Origin of the sequence: Levilactobacillus suantsaiihabitans, assembly GCF_004745505.1 — a bacterium.
GTDB classification, from domain to species: Bacteria; Bacillota; Bacilli; order Lactobacillales; family Lactobacillaceae; genus Levilactobacillus; species Levilactobacillus suantsaiihabitans.
The window spans coordinates 1-18,678 of the sequence record NZ_RKLX01000007.1; the positions used below are offsets into that span (position 1 = coordinate 1).

13 protein-coding genes are annotated in these 18,678 nt (G+C 48.7%); 2 read left to right on the plus strand and 11 right to left on the minus strand.

What is annotated here, in order from left to right; all coding sequences use genetic code 11:
• Nucleotides 1-546 precede the first annotated feature (546 nt).
• Nucleotides 547-1,728 carry an MFS transporter gene (locus EGT51_RS05365; RefSeq protein WP_135367739.1) on the minus strand — a complete coding sequence of 394 codons (1,182 nt, stop codon included), beginning with the start codon at nucleotides 1,726-1,728 and terminating at the stop codon, nucleotides 547-549.
• Between the two features lie 255 nt (nucleotides 1,729-1,983).
• On the opposite strand from EGT51_RS05365, the gene lysS reads away from it, so the two are divergent.
• On the plus strand, nucleotides 1,984-3,495 hold the full coding sequence (gene lysS, locus EGT51_RS05370) for a lysine--tRNA ligase (protein WP_135367740.1): 1,512 nt from the start codon (nucleotides 1,984-1,986) through the stop codon (nucleotides 3,493-3,495).
• Between the two features lie 20 nt (nucleotides 3,496-3,515).
• On the plus strand, nucleotides 3,516-5,033 hold the full coding sequence (locus EGT51_RS05375; RefSeq protein ID WP_135367741.1) for a UDP-N-acetylmuramoyl-L-alanyl-D-glutamate--2,6-diaminopimelate ligase: 1,518 nt from the start codon (nucleotides 3,516-3,518) through the stop codon (nucleotides 5,031-5,033).
• A 145-nt stretch (nucleotides 5,034-5,178) separates the two neighbouring features.
• Here EGT51_RS05375 and EGT51_RS05380 read toward each other — a convergent pair whose 3' ends face one another.
• From EGT51_RS05380 to tdc, 10 genes are all read right to left on the minus strand, one after another.
• Nucleotides 5,179-6,141, minus strand: coding sequence for a hypothetical protein (locus tag EGT51_RS05380; RefSeq protein ID WP_135367742.1), 963 nt, complete (start codon nucleotides 6,139-6,141; stop codon nucleotides 5,179-5,181).
• A gap of 231 nt (nucleotides 6,142-6,372) precedes the next feature.
• Nucleotides 6,373-7,179 carry a MurR/RpiR family transcriptional regulator gene (locus EGT51_RS05385; RefSeq protein ID WP_135367743.1) on the minus strand — a complete coding sequence of 269 codons (807 nt, stop codon included), beginning with the start codon at nucleotides 7,177-7,179 and terminating at the stop codon, nucleotides 6,373-6,375.
• A gap of 2 nt (nucleotides 7,180-7,181) precedes the next feature.
• Nucleotides 7,182-8,285: an agmatine deiminase gene (aguA, locus tag EGT51_RS05390; protein ID WP_135367744.1), complete on the minus strand. Its 1,104-nt coding sequence runs from the start codon at nucleotides 8,283-8,285 to the stop codon at nucleotides 7,182-7,184.
• A gap of 315 nt (nucleotides 8,286-8,600) precedes the next feature.
• Nucleotides 8,601-9,545, minus strand: coding sequence for a carbamate kinase (gene arcC / locus EGT51_RS05395; protein ID WP_135367745.1), 945 nt, complete (start codon nucleotides 9,543-9,545; stop codon nucleotides 8,601-8,603).
• Between the two features lie 130 nt (nucleotides 9,546-9,675).
• Nucleotides 9,676-10,770, minus strand: coding sequence for an agmatine deiminase (aguA, locus tag EGT51_RS05400; protein ID WP_135367746.1), 1,095 nt, complete (start codon nucleotides 10,768-10,770; stop codon nucleotides 9,676-9,678).
• Between the two features lie 25 nt (nucleotides 10,771-10,795).
• Nucleotides 10,796-12,199 (minus strand): APC family permease, encoded by a 1,404-nt coding sequence (locus EGT51_RS05405; protein WP_135367747.1) that lies wholly within the window; start codon nucleotides 12,197-12,199, stop codon nucleotides 10,796-10,798.
• A 62-nt stretch (nucleotides 12,200-12,261) separates the two neighbouring features.
• Nucleotides 12,262-13,296, minus strand: coding sequence for a putrescine carbamoyltransferase (ptcA, locus tag EGT51_RS05410; RefSeq protein WP_125574764.1), 1,035 nt, complete (start codon nucleotides 13,294-13,296; stop codon nucleotides 12,262-12,264).
• 418 nt (nucleotides 13,297-13,714) lie between these two features.
• Nucleotides 13,715-15,199 (minus strand): Na+/H+ antiporter NhaC family protein, encoded by a 1,485-nt coding sequence (locus tag EGT51_RS05415; protein ID WP_135367748.1) that lies wholly within the window; start codon nucleotides 15,197-15,199, stop codon nucleotides 13,715-13,717.
• Between the two features lie 68 nt (nucleotides 15,200-15,267).
• Nucleotides 15,268-16,689, minus strand: a complete 1,422-nt coding sequence (gene tyrP, locus EGT51_RS05420; RefSeq protein ID WP_135367749.1) for a tyrosine-tyramine antiporter — start codon at nucleotides 16,687-16,689, stop codon at nucleotides 15,268-15,270.
• A 91-nt stretch (nucleotides 16,690-16,780) separates the two neighbouring features.
• On the minus strand, nucleotides 16,781-18,664 hold the full coding sequence (tdc, locus tag EGT51_RS05425; RefSeq protein WP_135367750.1) for a tyrosine decarboxylase: 1,884 nt from the start codon (nucleotides 18,662-18,664) through the stop codon (nucleotides 16,781-16,783).
• Nucleotides 18,665-18,678 lie beyond the last annotated feature (14 nt).

The window sequence follows — 18,678 nt, forward strand, 5'->3', positions numbered from 1 at the left end:
CGTTCGTCCTGAGCCAGGATCAAACTCTCATCTTAAAGATGATGTGCTTGAATAGCTCATCGATTGTTGTTACATTTTTAAAAGCGAATTGACTTCGCAAATATTGTTTGGGTTTGATATCAAGTATCAAACCGCCCTACACATATTTGGTTTGTCGAAACAATGTTCAGTTTTCAAAGGTCTACCAAGTCATCTGCTCTAACAGACAACTTAATCATCATATCATTTAACCGATATGATGTCAACAAGAAGTTTGATTTAACAACGTTTCTCGTTGATGCGTTATCAAGAAGCGACAACTTAATTAATATAACATTTTGTCATCATCTTTGTCAACAACTATTTTCAACTCATCGAATTGGTCTAGTTGGTGAATCGCCGTGACAACATATATAACTATACCAACCACAACCCCGACCGTCAACTAAAAATAGCAGAAAATGAAAATTATTTTCAAAGCCGAATGGTCGCCGTGAAAATACAAAAAACGGCCGAGTTAACCGGCCGTTTTGCCAGGACACGCCTGGAGATGGTTCGCATCATATATTATTCTTTTTGTAATCCGGCGATGACGCCCACCAGAAAACCAGCGGCAATCAGCCCGTCGACCACGGCACATAACCAAAATAGCATCGGAAATGAACTGAATTGCGCGATGACTACCCCGCCAATGACTGGGCCCAAGGCTTTACCTAAGGAAGAAAAGGCATTGACGAGTCCCTGATACTTACCCTCGTTGCCGACCGTATACAAATTGATCAGGGCCGGGACCCCCGGGACGTAGATGGCCTCGCCAATCGTCAATAGCGTCATCGCCACAAATAAGATGACGACACCTGAGTGGTTAGTTAATAGAAGAAACGAGCTACCGATGGCGACTAAACCGACCAAGATTTGCCAAGGGAGACCCTTGCTGCGACCGAACTTGGCCATCAACGCTTGCACGACAATCAGCAGCACACCATTGTAGACCCACAGGGTACTGTAGAGTTTGATTCCCAACCCTTCATTTTGAATGTAGACCGACACGTTGCTCATCCATTGGGCGTACGTCACCCACATGAAGACCAGGCTCAGGAGAATGACCACCAGTTGGAGGCGCGACAAACGCTTCGGCGTTGCTGATGCTACTGATGGCTTGGCCGCCGTTTCGTACACCGTTTGGTGGCTGACTTGTTGCTCAAAGTGACGGGCGTGCCCCGCCCATAAGACAGCGGCGAGCACGTAGCAGCCCAGTAGTAACGTAAAAATCGGTCGTAAGCTGCCATGATACAAGACCCCGATGCTGGCGGTCCCCACGACCAGGCCCACATTAATGAAGATATAGAGTAGATTAAACAGCCGGCCATCCAAGTGACTTAGCTGAGCGGTCATCGCCGTGATCAGCGTCAGCATGCCCCCGGTCAGTAACCCGAAGATCACCAACACAATGGGATACCCGATCAGGCCGTTCCAAAAGAACCCAGCGCCCGCGTCTAAAATCAGGCCGACTAACATGCCAACCCCGACTCGCCGAGCTGAGTACCGGTCGGTCAAGACGCCACCCAGGTAGCCACCCAACACGTTGCACCCGGAATAGGCCGCCAGGATCAGGCCACTTTGGACTAGGTCCAGATGTAAGTCACCATGTAAATAAATGGTGGTTAGCGGCCACATCACGCTGTAGGCCGTATTCACCAAGAATCCCAGCACCAGTAATGGCCACATTTTTCGGATGAGTTGTACCATGACGTTGCTGCCCCCTTTTCTGCAGATATTGTGCTAAGTCTATCATGCTTACCGGGGGTGTCGAAAGGGAATTTCAAAAACAAGTTGGACAAATTTTGGATTTTGTTGGGCTAACTAACTGGTGATCTTTGTTGAAAACGCCTTCATTCGGCTGTTTCCGCTTTATGGCTTGCTTATTCGGTCGAAATCAACTAAATTTAAGGGAGGTCTGGATTCATTGTCACTTTGAATCAATACTTAATAGGAGGACACAACATGGGTAACAGCAAAAATAATAATGCCACGCCGGCCGATCTGAACGATCAGATGCAGGTCCGTCGGGATAAAATGAATAGTTTACAAGAACAGGGCATCGCGCCTTTCGGTCACCGCTTCGATCGAACTGACAACAGTAAGTCACTTGTCGAGAAATACGATAAGTACGATAAAGAAGAGCTGATGGAAGACAAACATTATGTTGCTGTTGCGGGTCGGATTACCGGTAAGCGCGGCAGCGGCAAGGCCGGCTTTATCGATTTGCTCGACAGAACTGGTGTCGTCCAGGGGTACGCCCGCCAAGACGAACTGGGCGAAGACAAGTACGCCTTATACAAGACCCTCGACTTAGGGGACTTCATCGGTGCTAAGGGCTACGTCATCAAGACCAACACCGGTGCCCTCACCCTGCGTTTCACTGATTTCGAATTCTTATCTAAGGCTTTACGGCCATTACCTGACAAATACCACGGGTTGACCAACCCCGAAACGATCTACCGTCAACGTTACCTGGACTTAATTGCTAACCGCGACAGCTTTGATCGCTTCCTCAAGGTCACACAAGTCAAGAAGGCTATCCGCGAATACCTGGATAACCAAGGCTACCTGGAAGTCGACACCCCTGTATTGCAAACGGAAGCCGGTGGTGCTGAAGCGCGGCCATTCGTGACTCACTCCAACGCCTTTGACATTCCTTTGTACCTGCGGATCGCGACGGAACTTTACTTAAAGCGTCTGATCGTGGGGGGCATGGAAAAGGTCTACGAATTGGGCAAGGACTTCCGGAACGAAGGGACCGACTTACGGCACAACCCTGAATTCAACATGGTCGAAGTCTACACGGCTTACGCAGACTACACCGACGTCATGGATCTGACGGAAAATATCTTCCGGTTCGTGGCCAACAAGGTCAACGGTTCTGGCCAAGTGACTTACCAAGGCAAGGACATCGACTTGGACTCTGAATTCAAGCGAGTACACATGGTCGACGCCGTCAAGGAAGTTACCGGGATCGATTTCTGGCAACCAATGTCTGACGACGACGCGAAGAAATTAGCCGCCGACAACGGCATCCACGTGGAACCTTACTGGAAGGTCGGTCACATCATCAACGCCTTCTTCGAAGAAAAGGTTCAAGACACGTTGGTTAACCCAACCTTCATTTACGGTCACCCGGTTGAAATTTCACCACTGGCCAAGAAGAACCCGAAGGATCCTCGGTTCACTGACCGGTTCGAACTATACATCGACGGCAACGAATACGGGAACGCCTTTACGGAATTAAACGACCCAATCGATCAAAAGCAACGGTTCGAAGCCCAAGACGCTGAACGTGAAGCGGGTAACGAAGAAGCTCACGGGATCGATACAGATTACGTCGAAGCCATGGAATACGGGATGCCGCCTACTGGTGGTCTGGGTATCGGGATCGATCGGATGACGATGCTCTTAACCGACGCCGCTTCCATCCGTGACGTCATGCTATTCCCAACCATGCGACCGAACGACTAAGCACGAAAAGAGGCAACGAAATGAAAGCAAATCAGTTGATCGCGTTACTGCAGGAGCACGACTTGTTTCGCAGCACGACGCTACCATCAGACGACACGGATTTCGCGTCTTTGGCCTACGATTCCCGTCAGGTCAGCGCCAACGGTCTCTTCGTCTGCAAAGGCTTTAATTTCTCAGTCGACTATTTGACGTCAGCGATTCAAAACGGCGCCACCTGCTACCTGGCTGAACAGGATTACCACGTGGACACGCCCGTCATCTTGGTCAAGGATGTGCGCAAGGCCTTGTCATTGGCCGCACAACTCTACTTTGGTTTCCCACAAAATGACCTCTTCGTCATTGGCTACACCGGAACCAAGGGGAAAACGACCTCGACGTATTTGACCACGAATATCTTGGCCCACGCCTTTCCCAAACAGGTCGCCATGTTCTCGACGATCAACCACATCATCGGCCCGAAGCCCCAGGATCAGTTCAAGGCCCATCTGACAACGGCGGAATCCTTTGATATCTTCCACGAGATGCGCCAGGCCGTCGATAACGGCGCCAAGGTGCTGGTCATGGAAGTCGCCTCACAGGCCTACCTGCTGGACCGCGTGTACGGGTTGACGTTTGACGTGGGTCTCTTCCTCAACATTTCGCCCGACCACATTGGGGTCAACGAACACCCGAATTTCGCGAACTACCTCTTCTGCAAAATGCAGCTGATGATCAATTCGCGCAATTGTATCATTGACGCTGACATGGACCACTTCGATGAGGTCTACGCCGCGGCCAAGGTCTCGACCGACCCCGAACACATCTTCACGTACGGGGTTAACCCCAACGCGACCCTGTCGATTGGAAATAGCACCGCCACGTTGACGGACAGTGAATTTGATTTGACGGTTCACGCCACCAATCCGGCGCTGCAGGACTTAGCGGCGCACTACCACGTGGCCGTGCCTGGTGACTTCAACCAAAGCAATGCCACGGCGGCCATCTTGGCCAGTCGCTTGGCCGGCGCTCAGGTGGCCGACATGCAGTACGGTTTAGCCAACACCACGATCCCTGGACGGATGGAATCGATCACCACCAAGCATCACGGCACGATCTACATCGACTACGCCCACGATTGGGGCAGCATGAACGCGCTACTCAGCTTCTTGCACACTCAATTTCCCGACCACCACGTGACCGCCGTCCTCGGCAGTACCGGTGATAAGGGCGAAGACCGGCGTGAAGGCTTTGCCAAGGCGCTCAACCAATTTGCGGACACCGCGTTTCTCACGACGGACGATCCGGGTCACGAGGACCCCATCGCCATCGCCCAGGAAATCGACAGTCACATTGACCACGATAAGGTCACCACGACCATCATTCCCAAACGCGAAGATGCCATTCGCCACGCCATCACCACTGCCACGAACGACGACCTGGTCGTCCTCGCCGGCAAGGGTGAAGACGCCTACCAGAAGATCAACGGGGTCGACACCCCCTACGCCTCCGACCCAGTCGTGGCCGAAGACGTGATTGCTGGTTTGGCGGATGAAAAATAAGTCATAAAAAAAGAGATTGACCTGCTTCCAGTGATGGAAGAGGGTCAATCTCTTTTTTGGTAAACGGTAGGCGGCCAGTTCCCGTTATGACGCGGTCAGCAACTAATCCTAATATCATGAGCCGCAGAGTGACAATGGTTCTAGCCTATTTCCGGCGCCGTTTCCGCCGCTTCTTTTGGCTGTACTTGATCTGTTTGATGTGCTTTTTGTGCGTGAGCTGTCGGTCGGTCGTGAAGAGTTCCCGACTGGTCGTGGGGTGCGCCCGCAGGTAGGCTTGCGTGAAGGTATCGACGGCCTTGGTATCGGTGGTGTCGATGTTTTCCGCTTGCATGGCCTTGGTCAAGTCTTCGAAAAAGCTCTCCAACTTGGGGTCGTACATGGTGACCAACGCGGTGTGGTGTTCACTGACCCACTTCTCCAGGTCGGCGGCCGCTGGCAAGGCTCGTTGCGTGTCCAGGTATTCGAACAAGGTGGTCAGGGCAAAGGGGACCAAATTAAACAACGCCGGCACTCGGTCGGCCTCATCCAGCAAGTGGGTGAACGGTCCAAACATGATTTCGCTCAACGTGGCCACATCCCAGTCCTGGGGCTGCTTGCCCTTGCCAGTGATCATGAGCTCCGCGGTCGTGTGCACGATGGTCACAAAGTTTTGCAAATCTTGTTGCGACAAATTGGCCACGTCAGCTTGGTCGGTCATGGCTTGGACCCACTGCTCAACCTGGGCAACGACGCCCTCATAGGCCGTTTGTTCGCTGGCCGCATCCGCGTGTTTTTCGACCAGCGTCGGCCGCGCCGTCTTCAACGCAGCCGTCAACGCGGCGAGGTTAGGGAGCTGCTGGGCCTTGAAATAGGCCGTCAGCACCGGAACAACCGCCACAAAATACAGGTGCGGCTGATCAACCATCGTTGGCAAGGCGGCCAAGGTCGCGGCCACCTGTTGCGGCGTCCAATCTCCCTGAGCCATATTGACCGTTTCCCGAACGTGCAAAACGTCCGCCAAAATGTCGGCAGCGTATTTCTGCTGATTAGCCGATAATGAAGCCAATCGTTGCGGCGTCAGGAATTCTGCCGGCGTCAACGATTGGGCAGTTGAATCTGATTGTTCCATTACTTTCATTCCCCTATCTTGAAGTGTTCATCGTCTATTATAGAGAAATTCTGCTGAAAAAAGCAAATCCTGGCGGTCCGGCTACTGAAAATGACACGGCCGCCTGCTATTCCCCAGAGCAGGTGGAACCCTGGCTGACGCAGGGACCTGATTTCATCAATTTTAGGTATCAGAACACCATCATTACGGTAATCAGCGTGCTAATTTCACCTTCAACTTTCAGTTGTAAAGCTACTCTTCACGCCGCTGAAAATGAAAATCCCGGCCACCGTAGTCCTCAACATATTGATACAGAATTAGTTCCATCACCGAAATCGTCGAAATCCGTGAACTAATGTCGGTGCCATTGACTGTGACGCCGTCCGTGAAGATGTAAAAGTTAACATCGCTCAAATTTTGAATCGTGTTGTTATCGGGTTCGGTGACTGAGACCAACAGTGGCTTAGGCTGTTGGTCAACCAGTCGACTCATGATATCGAGCATCTCACCGTCGGAGCCTTCATAGGTCAAGATGAAGACTAGCGACTCCCCATCGACCTGACTTAGAGCCTGGCGGCGAAAGTCGTGATCCTTGGGATAGTGGGTTCTAAAGCCAGCCATGCTGTATAGGTAGTCGATGTATTCAACCGCATGCTTACTGACGCCCTTGGCAAAGAAGAAGACGTCCGGGTGAGTCGCTAACCGCTCCACCACCTGATGCAAGCGATCTGGCTGCATGACCCGGACCGACTCACTGATATTTTTCAGGTATTCTTCCCGGTAATCCGTTTGCTTCACGACAAATGGCGTTTGCTGTTCGGATTCCTGACGGTTGATCAACGTAAACTTGATCACCGTGGTGAACTCACTGAACCCTGAGAAACCCAGTTTCTTCACAAATCGCAAGAACGTGGCCGTCGATACGTAAGTCGCCGACGCCACCTCGCGAATGCTTTGATTCTTGATTTGATCCATATTCTTGACGACGTAGTCAAATAGCTTCTGCTCATTGGCGGTCAGCTCACTCAGGTGTGCATTGACGATTTCAAAAAAGTTCATCGCTAGTTGCCCCCTTGTCGTCCCGGAACACCGGCCGCAATCGTGTGAATATTGCCACCACCCGTCAAGATTTCCGTGGCGGGCACGGGGACGATTTGCCGGTCTGGGTATAATTTTGCTAATTGCTGTTGGGCCACCGCATCTTGCGGATCATCAAAGGTCGGCATCAAGATGGCCTGATTGGTCGTGATGTAGCTGACGTAACTGGCCGTTAACCGCTGGCCAGCGATTCGCGGCAACATGCCGTTGATGGGATCCACACCATTGGCTTCTTCTGCTGTTAGTTTTAAGATACGCGGCGTCTGGAGCTTGTGAATCTTGAAGTGCCGTCCCCGGGCATCCGTGGCTGCGGCCAAGATGTCGTAAGCTTGCGCGCTGATTTCGTGTTGCGGGTCGGTCTCATCATCCGTCCAGGTCAACACCAACTCACCCGGGGCCACAAAGTTCACCATATTATCAATGTCACCATTGGTTTCATCCATGAAATACCCCTCCGGCAGCCAAATCGTCTTGGTCACGCCCAGGTAGTCGTGAAAAATCTGCTCGGCATCGGCCTTGGTCAATCCCCCCGGATTCCGGCCTTCCGACAGCACCACGCTTTCGGTCGCAATCAAGGTACCTTGGCCATCAACGTGAATGGCACAACCTTCTAAGACCTTGTCAACTTGATAGACTGGGAATCCCTGCAGGTCGGCGACTTTCTGAGCGATTTGATTGTCCTTGTCCCAAGGGAAATACAAGCCGTCCAACAGGCCACCCCAGGCATTGAACTGAAAGTCCACCGCACGGATCTCACCGGCATCATTAACCACGTAGAAGGGGCCGCAATCCTTCATCCAGGAATCATTACTACTCATCTCCACCACGCGGACTGCCGGTGACAGTTGGGCACGGGCATGGGCGTATTGGTCCTGATTCACCAGCATGGTCACGGGTTCAAAGCGCGCAATCGTTTCGGCCAACCGAGCAAAGGCCTTCTGAGCTGGTTTTCCCCCTTCACGCCAATTATCCGGTCGCTCCGGCCAAATCATGTAACTCGCTGCTTGATCTTCAAATTCTCCCGGCATTCGAAAGCCATCCGCTGCCGGCGTTTGTGCTAATCTCATTCGACTCACTCCGCTTATTTTATAATTTATGTTGTAGGCATCCCCAGAAATCAGGCCGTATTTGCCACTCAGTGACTCCCGTCATCCGACACTAGTCTAACCGATCATACCCGTTATTTTTCCTATGTACAACCGAGCCTGGGACAAAAACTCCCAGGCTCGTTCGCATCACTTTTATACAGCTGAAACGTGCGCCAACAGGCAGCCGGTTCTGCTTAAAACTGCTAACCAAACAATCCAAGCCCAGGATTATTCGGTTAGCAGCCTTAATGCTCGCTGGCTAATCGCCTTTGGTCTCACTCTCTCTGAAGCCATTTACTTGCGAATGATCGTACCTGAACCGTTCTCCAGGAAATCACCCACGTTTGCCAACGACGTAATCACAACCTTGCCATCCGGCCGGTTGTTGACGAAGTCTAAGGCCGCTTGGATCTTCGGCAGCATGCTGCCCTTCGCAAATTGGTTTTCTTGAATGTACTGGTTCAGTTCTGCAGACGTCACGTCCGTCAATTGCTTTTGATCGGGTTGGTTGAAGTTCACGAAAACGTGATCAACCGCCGTCAAAATAATCAAGAGATCGGCGTGAACCAGTTCGGCCAGTTTTTCAGAAGCAAAGTCCTTGTCGATAACGGCTTCACGGCCGACTAATTGGTGGCCTTCCCGAACGACCGGCACGCCGCCACCCCCAACGGAGACTGGAATGACGTCGGCATCAACCAAGGCATTCACGACTGCCGCTTCCTTCACGTTGATGGGTTTCGGTGAAGCGACTACGCGGCGGTAGCCCCGGCCAGCATCTTCCACGTAGACATTGTCGGGATGGGCTTGCTTTTCGGCAGCCACTTCTGCTTCCGTGTAGAACGGTCCGATTGGCTTGCTGGGATCCGTGAAGGCTGGGTCATCGGGGGCCACTTCAACCTGGGTGACCACAGTGGCCACGTCCTTAGTCAACCCTTCGTCCGCCAAGGCCTTATCCATGGCGTTTTCGAGCCAATAGCCGATGCTACCTTGCGTCATGGCCACGGCCGTATCCAATGGCATGGCTGGGTTCTTCGCGGTACTCCCAGCCGCCTGTTGCAACAAGAGGTTGCCGACTTGCGGCCCGTTGCCGTGGGAAATGATCAGTTGATCCCCCTGCTTCACGAATTGAACCAGTGACTTAGCGGTGTCAGCCAAAGCCGCCTGTTGGGCAGCGGCCGAAGCATCGTCAGCTAGGATGGCGTTTCCGCCTAAAGCAACTACAATTTTACGTTTTGTCATGATGAATTCACTCCCTATTTTTTAACAGCAAAGGGTCCGGGACAAACATCCCAGGCCCTCGCGTGTCACCTTTAAATAGTCGAAACGTGTGCCAAAGAGCAGCTGGTTTCGCTCACTTTTCCATTCCCGATTAAGCTTCAGGAACTTGTTGCGTAATGCAGTGGATATTACCGCCACCGAGTAAGACTTCACGAGCGGGAACGCCCACAACTTTGCGGTCTGGGTAAAGTTCTTCCAGCGTTGCTTTGGCCTTTTCGTCGGCTGGGTCACCGAACAGTGGGAAGACGATTCCACCATTAGCCGTGTAGTAGTTCACGTAGCTAGCAGCTAAGCGTTCGCCTTCGGTCCGTGGCAACGTGCCATCAACGGCGTCAACGCCTTCGCTTTCTTCCTTGGTAATGGTGATTGGCTTTGGCAAGTAGAGCTTAACAACCTTGAGTTTCCGGCCCTTAGCATCCGTAGCGTTTTCCAAGATATCCAAGTTTTCCTTGGAGATTTCGTATTGCGGATCATTTTTGTCATCGGTCCAAGCCAAGGCAACGACCCCTGGCTTGACGAAGTTGGCGATGTTGTCCACGTGGCCGTTGGTTTCGTCCAGGTAGATCCCGCGCTTCAACCAGATAACCTTCTTTAAGTTCAGGTGTTCCTTCAGAACCTCTTCGATCTGTTCCTTGGACAGTTGTGAATTCCGGCCATCGGATAAGAGGCATTCTTCGGTGGTGATCAGCGTCCCTTCACCATCGACGTGAATGGAACCGCCTTCCAAAATGAAATCATCTAACCGGTACCGATCGACGTGTTCCAGTTCCGTCATCTTTTGAGCGACCCGGTCGTCCTTGTCCCAAGGGAAGTAGAGGCCATCGACCAAACCACCCCATGAATTGAACGTCCAGTCGACGCCCCGCAGGCCACCCTTGTCGTTCTTGACAAAGGTTGCGCCACAGTCACGGATCCAGGAGTCGTCGTTAGACATTTCTACGACTTCCACATCGTCAGGCAACATGTTGCGGGCGTTGGCAAATTGATCGTCATTCACACCAACCGTCACGTGTTCGAATTGCGAAATGGCTTTGGCCACTTCAACGAAGGTCTTTTGGGCTGGCTTCCCACCGTTACGCCAGTTGTCTGGACGTTGAGGCCACAGGATGTAAACACCCTTGTGCGGTTCAAATTCACCGGGCATCCGGTAACCATCTTGTTTAGGGGTACTATCTAAAGTCTTCATAATAGGTTCAGCTCCTTATTTAAAATTAGTTATGTGCTTTAATCGATTCACTAGATTCACTATTTGTCGCTTGAGGGGCGTGGTGTTCTGCATACCGCACCACGATTTCGCCAATCACCAGCGTTAAGATGGTCCCAATCAAAACGGGCATCTTAGCCGAAACTTCTGCGGCGGATGAATTCATTGGGAAGACCGAGAAGATGATCGTCAAAATCAGTAAGACTTCGGGAACCCAGGTCATTAGGTTGACCATGACCTTGCCACCAGGAATCTTAAATGGCCGATCAGCATCAGGATTTTTGCGCCGTAATTCCCAGAATGCGGGGAACATCATAGTGTAAGACAGTAATAATGCTACCACGTTTAGCGAGAAGAACGCCCAGAAAATATCTTGGTTCGGAATAAATGGACTGGCAATGACCAGAATGGAAGCGACAACCCCGTTCAGGTAGCCGGTACCGACTGGCATCCCCTTGGCATCTTCTTTACCAAAGATTTTCGGCAAAACGTGATCCTTACCGGCGTAATCTGCCACGTAGTTAACACCCAGTGCCCAGGAAATCATTTCAGAAACTAAGATGTACAGGAAGAAGATCCCAATCAAAACGACAAACCAGTTCATGTGACCAATCAACAGGACAAAGCTGTCAATCAAGCCGCTGGAAGCGGACAATTTGTCCGTTGGAATGGCGGCCCCCATCCCGAAAGCCCCTAACAGGTAGGAAACGGCAATCAGGATACCACCAATGATGATGGCTTGGGGAATCTGTTTCTTAGGGTTGTCCATGTCGTCAGCCATTGTCGCAACGACTTCAAACCCGAGGAAGTTGAAGATGATGACAGATAAATTGCTTAAACCTGAGAGATTCATTTGTGGCAAGAGACTGTGGACGGTGAAGCTGTTCGCCACCCCACGCGTCGCAGCCACGTAAATACCTAGGCCACCTAGGGCCAGGATCGTCACGATTTTGGCAAATGCCGCCAGGTTCATGATCCATTTACTCTCAGAAACTGGTTTATTCCCAACTAACACGACAAACCAAACGAAGGCGAGTTGAATGAGGATCGAGCCCCAGGTGTTCATTTTGAACTTAAAGATCTGTTCGGCAATTTGAACGAATAACACCGCCAAACTGGCCATCCATAACGGGTAGTTGATCCAGTACAACCAGGCTAACCGGCCGCCCCAGCGGGGACCAAAGGCTTGTTTGACCCAGTCATACAGGCCCCCATCACCGGTGTAAGTCGTTCCCAATTCGGAAGAAATCAAACCGTATGGGATAAAGAACAAAATCAGTAAGAAGAACCACCAGAAGAACTGGGAGGGTCCAATAGCAGCTGCGGGCGCAACTGACTCGACGACCATTACCACGACGACCGCCATCAGGACGGCATCGAATAATTTAAATTTTTTCTTGTTAGTGTCCATGATCCTATCTCCTCTAGTCCGCGATCGTTTGGTGCCGGGCGGATCTTAAGCTGAAAAACGGGTTATTTCGCATTCCGTTCGTCAACGGCGTTCCGCAGCATCAGTTCAAATTCAGCATCGTACTTGTCAGCAACGGCCTTAGATGCGTACTTTAATTCTGGGTTCAACAGGTAAACGAAGATCGCCCGCATCGCCGTCTTGCGGTTTTCAGCTTCATCCCAAACGATGGAGTAATCGGAGTCGATGACTTCGTCGGTGACTTCTTCGCCCCGGGTAGCTGGCAAGCAGTGCATGAACTTCACGTGATCGGAGGCCTTGGCAACTAAGTCAGCATTGACTTGGTACTTCGGGTAGAAGATCTTCATCCGGTCATCCTTGGATAATTCGGCTTCGTACAAACCGTACCAAACGTCGGTGTAGATAAAGTCGGCATCCTTCAAGGCTTCGTCAGCATCTTCGGTAACTAAGACAGACCCACCGGAGACTTCAGCATTCTTCTTACCAATAGCCAGAGTTTCAGGCTTGATTTGGAAGCCTTTAGGGCCAAATTGTACGAAGTCCATCCCCATCTTGGTAGCCATGAACATGGTTGAGACACAAACTTGCGTGGCGTCACCGACGAAGACAATCTTGCAATCGCTGAGCTTTTTGCCCTTTGGTAAGTGTTCCGTCATGGTAATGATGTCCCCAAGTTCTTGCGTTGGGTGGTTGTAGTCACTCATGAAGTTAACCACTGGCACCTTGGCAAATTTCCCAACTTCAGCGACGGTGTGGTGGCGTTCAACCCGGGCACCGATAATGTCTAAGATCCGGCCGAGAACTTGTGAGGTATCTTCGATGGATTCGTGACCACCTAATTGAATTTGACCGGGAGCCAAGTATTGTGCGTGGCCACCTAATTCAGTCATGGCTGCTTCAGCAGAGGTCCGGGTCCGCGTGGAGGATTGTTCGAAGATCATGCCCAAGGTCTTGTTCTTCAACAGTGGTGGGTAATACCCATTCTTGATGGATTCCTTAATCTTGATCCCCAATTCGATCATGTATTGGATTTCGTCCTTCGTGTAAGTGTTGGTATCGATAAAATCACGTTTAGTCATGTCAATTACCCCTCTATAAGTTTATTTGTGTAGTTCGTATCAATTGATTACGTGCTTAGCATAAAAGAAATATGCAGGTTTGGGAAGCGTTTTCAAGGATCCTGACACCCGCGTTCCTGGGGTGTTTCTCGTTTCATTTGGTGAAACATGTTTCATTGGTTGGGGGCGTAGGGCTGATAGAACGCGATTTTAAATAATTCACAACCGATTCTAGCTTTACTATAGATTTTCACGAAACAAAGGATCACCATCCCGGTACGTCAGTGTTTTTTACGATTTTTACTGTATTTTCTGCATTCATTCAATCATCCGTGAAGTAGATTGATTACTCATTCACAAGCGCCTTTACCCATCCGTTCCTACGCAAAAAAAGGAGAACCCGTAGTATTCACCAAACTACAGATTCTCCTTTATTAAGTTACTTAATTGGTAAAGCCTTTAACGCTTTAGCCTTATCCTCCTCATCCATCTCACCTGAATCTTGGATTAAAGCTTGAACACTACCCGCTTTCGCTAAATTTTTTCTATAACGCCAAGTCACAAACGTAAACCCTGCAAGAACCGTCATAATCGGATTAATGTAGGTGTAGAATGCCATTGGAATGTACTGAAGAGCATCTACATTCAGTGTACCCGAGAAGAATATCCCACTCACTCCCCAGGGAACCAACGCATTAATATCCGCTCCACCAGTAGCCAGTGTTCGCGACAGATACTTACGATCTAATCCCAAGCGATCATAGGAAGACTTAAAGGTGGTTCCTGGCAAGATAATGGATAGGTACTGTTCTCCTACCATTAAGTTAACGCCTGCACCACTCATTTCCGTGAACAAAATCAGCTTTCCTGGACTATTTACGTATGGCTTAATACTGTCAATCAACGTGTGCACGACGCCAAACTTTATCAATAAACCGCCTAATGCCAGTGCAACAATAATTAACGAAACAGAACCTAACATATTGGTAATTCCACCACCCGTCATCAATTCATTGACGGTATGTGAAGGCGTCTTAGCAATATTACCGTTCATCAGCAGTGCGCTGATACGAGTAACACCATACGCAGGATCACGAACAATGACTAAAATCAATGCCGTAATAGTTCCCAATAACAGTGATGGAATCGCCGGAACTTGTCGCCAAGCCAGTAACAGCAAAACCAAAATCGGCAGTAACGACCAGCCTGAAACGGCAAAGGAGTGTTCCAGACTATTTGAAATTTCATTAATCCGACTAAGGTCAGCTGTATGGGAGGCATTGCCCATAACGAAGTAAAGCGCTAAAGCAATTATGGCAGATGGTGCAATCGTTCGTGCCATATTAAATAGATGCTTATACAGGTTAACTTTGGTTAGTCCTGTCGTAAGGTTAGACGTATCTGATAATGGGGAAAGATTGTTACCCAGCAGAGCACCGGAAACAATTGCCCCTGCCGTTAAAGCGTTTGAAAATCCCAAAATGTGACCAATCCCCATGAAAGCAATCCCCATGGTAGATACCGTCGTAAAAGAACTCCCTACTGTGATACCAACAATTCCACAAATAATGAAAACAGTTGGCAGAAAAAACTTAACTGAAAGTATCTTGAAACCAATGACCATAATTGTTGCAATTGTTCCGGAGGCTAACCAACTAGATACCAACAAGCCAATCATCAGAAAGATTAAAACGGGAATTATCCCAGGAGTGATTCCTTCTGTAATCCCATTGAAGATGTCTTCCCATGAGACCTTTCTGAAATGCCCATAGAACATTAACAAGGTAAAAACAAATAAAATTGGAATTTGGGGCGACATCCTCATTCCGATAATCATAGTTCCTAAAATCACGAACATAATTACCATGATGATCATCGACTCAATCAACGAGAAATGTATTTCCGGTTTCTTTTTTTCTTCCATAGTAGTCACACCCCTTAAAGTAAAAAGGACTTACCAACAAGTAAGCCCTTCTCACCAAGTCAAAGTTTTTATTTGTCGAGTGCTAAATCCGTGTTAACTTGTTGAATCCATTCGGCATTTTTATTTTTATCAATTACCAACGGGATGATGAATAGAACCGCTGTAATGATGACAACAAAGATTGCTTGCATCAAGTTACTTGCAATCAGTGTTGCAGCAATGATAACGAAGATTCCGAAGAACAACAGGAACGCCACAAAGTAGGCTAAACCATTACCCGTTTTACCTAAACGATAAGGACGTTCTACATCCGGCTGCGTTTGACGTAAACGGATAATCGCAATCGCAATCAAAACGTAAACCAAAGCATAAATAACAGTCGTTGCGTTCGTTAAGGTTAAGAACACACCATTAACGTTCTTCATAACCCCATACAACAGGGCGAAGAGTGAAATACAAGTACTCTGGGTCAAAACAACATTCCGGGAAACCCCGAACTTGTTCGTCTTGTGGAATCCGAAGCTGGCAGGTAATTGACCTGCACGAGCTACTTGCGTCATTGTCTTGGATGGGCCAGTAACCCAAGCTGACAATTGAATTAACACACCAATAACCACCATGAAACTAAAGATGTTAGCAATGATTGGTGGCCAACCTAAGATTTGGCACCAAAGAACGATTGGTTGCGTGATGTTTGATAATTGAATCTTGCCATCTGGCACAACGTTGGCAACAAGAACTGAGTTAATCAGGTTCATCAGAACCAACCCAATCAAGGCAACGAAGATCCCACGCGTGTACGTCTTCTTGGCATCATGTAGCCGTGGAATAAAGACTGATGACATTTCCAAACCGGTGTAAACAAAGGAAATGGCTGCAAAGTACTGTAACGTTTGCAAATTATCTAGACTTGGCATTAACTTACTCCAGGTAAAGGTCCCTAAGTACCCGTTGGGGTTAATCCCTGTCTTAATCATTGCAGCAATCCCCATGATTAGCATAATGACAATTGGAATGTAAACACCGAGCCAAACCCCGATGTTGCCCCCAACTTTAGCCATATCGAATCGTAAATTCAGGACCGTAATGATCCAATAGAAGCCTAAAATATTAGCCAAAATAAACCAGTGGTTGTTCCCCAAGGCTACGTTACCAAAGACATTTCCCCACAGTGGGCCAATGGTCGAAGCAACCATTACCATCCCTGGGAATATTTGAACCCAAAGTAGCCAAGCGGTTACGAATCCCCACTTTTCACCTAATGCCGACTTAACCCATAGTTGCGGACCACCTTCAGCTTGCATCATGGTTCCCAATTCACCGGAAATCAAGGCAACTGGCAGAGCGAAGAATACAACGGCAAATACCATATAGGTAATCTGTGTCCACCCAGTCGCAGCAACTGAAGGAATTGAACGTACAGTAGCACATAGGGCCATGGTCATCCCAATAAATGTGCCAAGACTAAGTTTTTTAGCCTGATTATCCATGTTCGCGCTTCCCTTCAAAAAATAAATATAAACGTTAATAATAGCAGTAGGTCATTACCCCTAATGACCTACAATAATATGCATTTATGCACTAAGCGTTTTCCCGTTGCTTAGCTGATTCATACACCTTTTCCAGGTCGGCTTGAATAGCCTTCTTGATCTCTGGTGCGAAGTAGTCGAAGTTCTCTTTCTTGTTCATGTATGGAGTCATAACTGAGGCACGAATGATCGTAACCTTTTCAGCACGACGCCATTCAGCTTCACTGAAGCCTAAGCTCTTAACAAATTCCAATGGACTGTCTCCGTAGTCAGGAATTGCAAAGTCAGTGTGAGATACAATGTATTCCTTACCATAGAGTGAGCCCTTAACATATGAAGCTTGTTCGTAAAATGCGTGGTTTAATTGGTTCATTTCAACCAAGTTGTCGTTTCCGTCTTCTTTCAAGACGTAGTCAACCATGTTGAAGTCTGGTGATACTAGTGGGTGTACGGAAATCTTTCTTCCTGCAACTTCAAACTTCAAGTCTTTCAGGAAGTCATAGTAGCGGTGAGCACCTTCAACAGAGGCACCTTCCAACTTACCATAACCAGTTACGTTCAGTGGTAATGTGTGATGTGCGGCCCATACTGAGGCAGCAGTGGCACCCGCTTTTGAGCCTTCGAGGATGTATGCACCTAACAATGCAGGAATGTCAGCACCCTTTTCAAAAACATAGGTTGCGAAGTAGGAAATCGTATCTCTCATCCGAATATCTTGGATTACAATCCCACCGGCTGAGTATGGTACATAACCCATCTTATGTGGATCGATAGTAATGGATTCTGCTTCGTCAAAGGCCTTATACGCAGCATAAACTTCAGGTTTGATTAATTCTTTATCTTCTGTGAAGACATGGTTTTCGGCATGAACCCGTTGTAAATCTTTGTATGGAATGAACTTATCGTTTTCATCCAAGAACAGTGCCCGAGCATAACCACCATATGCAGCGTCAACGTGAAGATAGAAGTAAATGCCTTCTTCTTTGTACAGCTTCTTCCGCAGTTCAACAATCTTATCAATGCCATCTACAGCACCTTCTTCAGTTGAACCAGCAACCCCAACAACCCCGAGAATTGGCGTCTTTTCAGCAGCAAACTTACGAATGATGTCTTCCAAAGCGGTAATATCCATCCGGTAGTTGCTATCAATTGGAACAGGAACGACTTGATCTAACCCAATTCCGATAATATCGGCAGCTTTCATCCAAGAATAATGCTTGGTTTGAGGAACTAACCACTTGCCTAACTTCTGTAAGTTCTTACCGCTACGAGCTGAACGCTTCTTGACTTCATCAATTTCAGTACCCGCATTTTCGAGTAAGTCCATAATTTGCTTGGTTGGCATGTTGAGCATTTCCCAATCAGACTTGCCAGCAACCAATTCTGGGTTAACTTCCTTCATGGCAAATGGTAATGACTTAATGTTACGGGCATACCAGAGACCTTCTAAGTTAGCTAATGAACCATCAGCTACGATATGGCCCCAGCCGTAGTCATAACCCATCAACCGTGCGAATTCTTGACCAACTTCTTCTTCCATCTGCGAAGTAGCTGGTGATGATTCGTACGCAACGTTGTTCCCGTTCCACAGCATTGCGTAGTTGTAAGCTAGCAAGGCAGGCATCAAGGTTTCGGAGTTCATGTGGCCCCAGTAGCGACCAGCTGAATGCCAAGGAACTGATTCCGTCCGAATACGTTCAGAAAGTTGATTCAACACTGTCTTCATGTGATTGACGGTCTTTTCAAATTCTGGTGAAGATTGATCTTCTGGACTAATCATGTTCGGGTCGGATGGAATGTAATTTTTCCGCCAACCTAAATGTTCGTCAACTAAATTATTTAGAATATCTTTGTATAATTGCCCATTCTCAGCTTTGTCGCCAATAAATAATGCATTTAAATCTAAATCCTTAAGTGAGTTTGTTGATTTTTCCATGTCACTTACCTCCT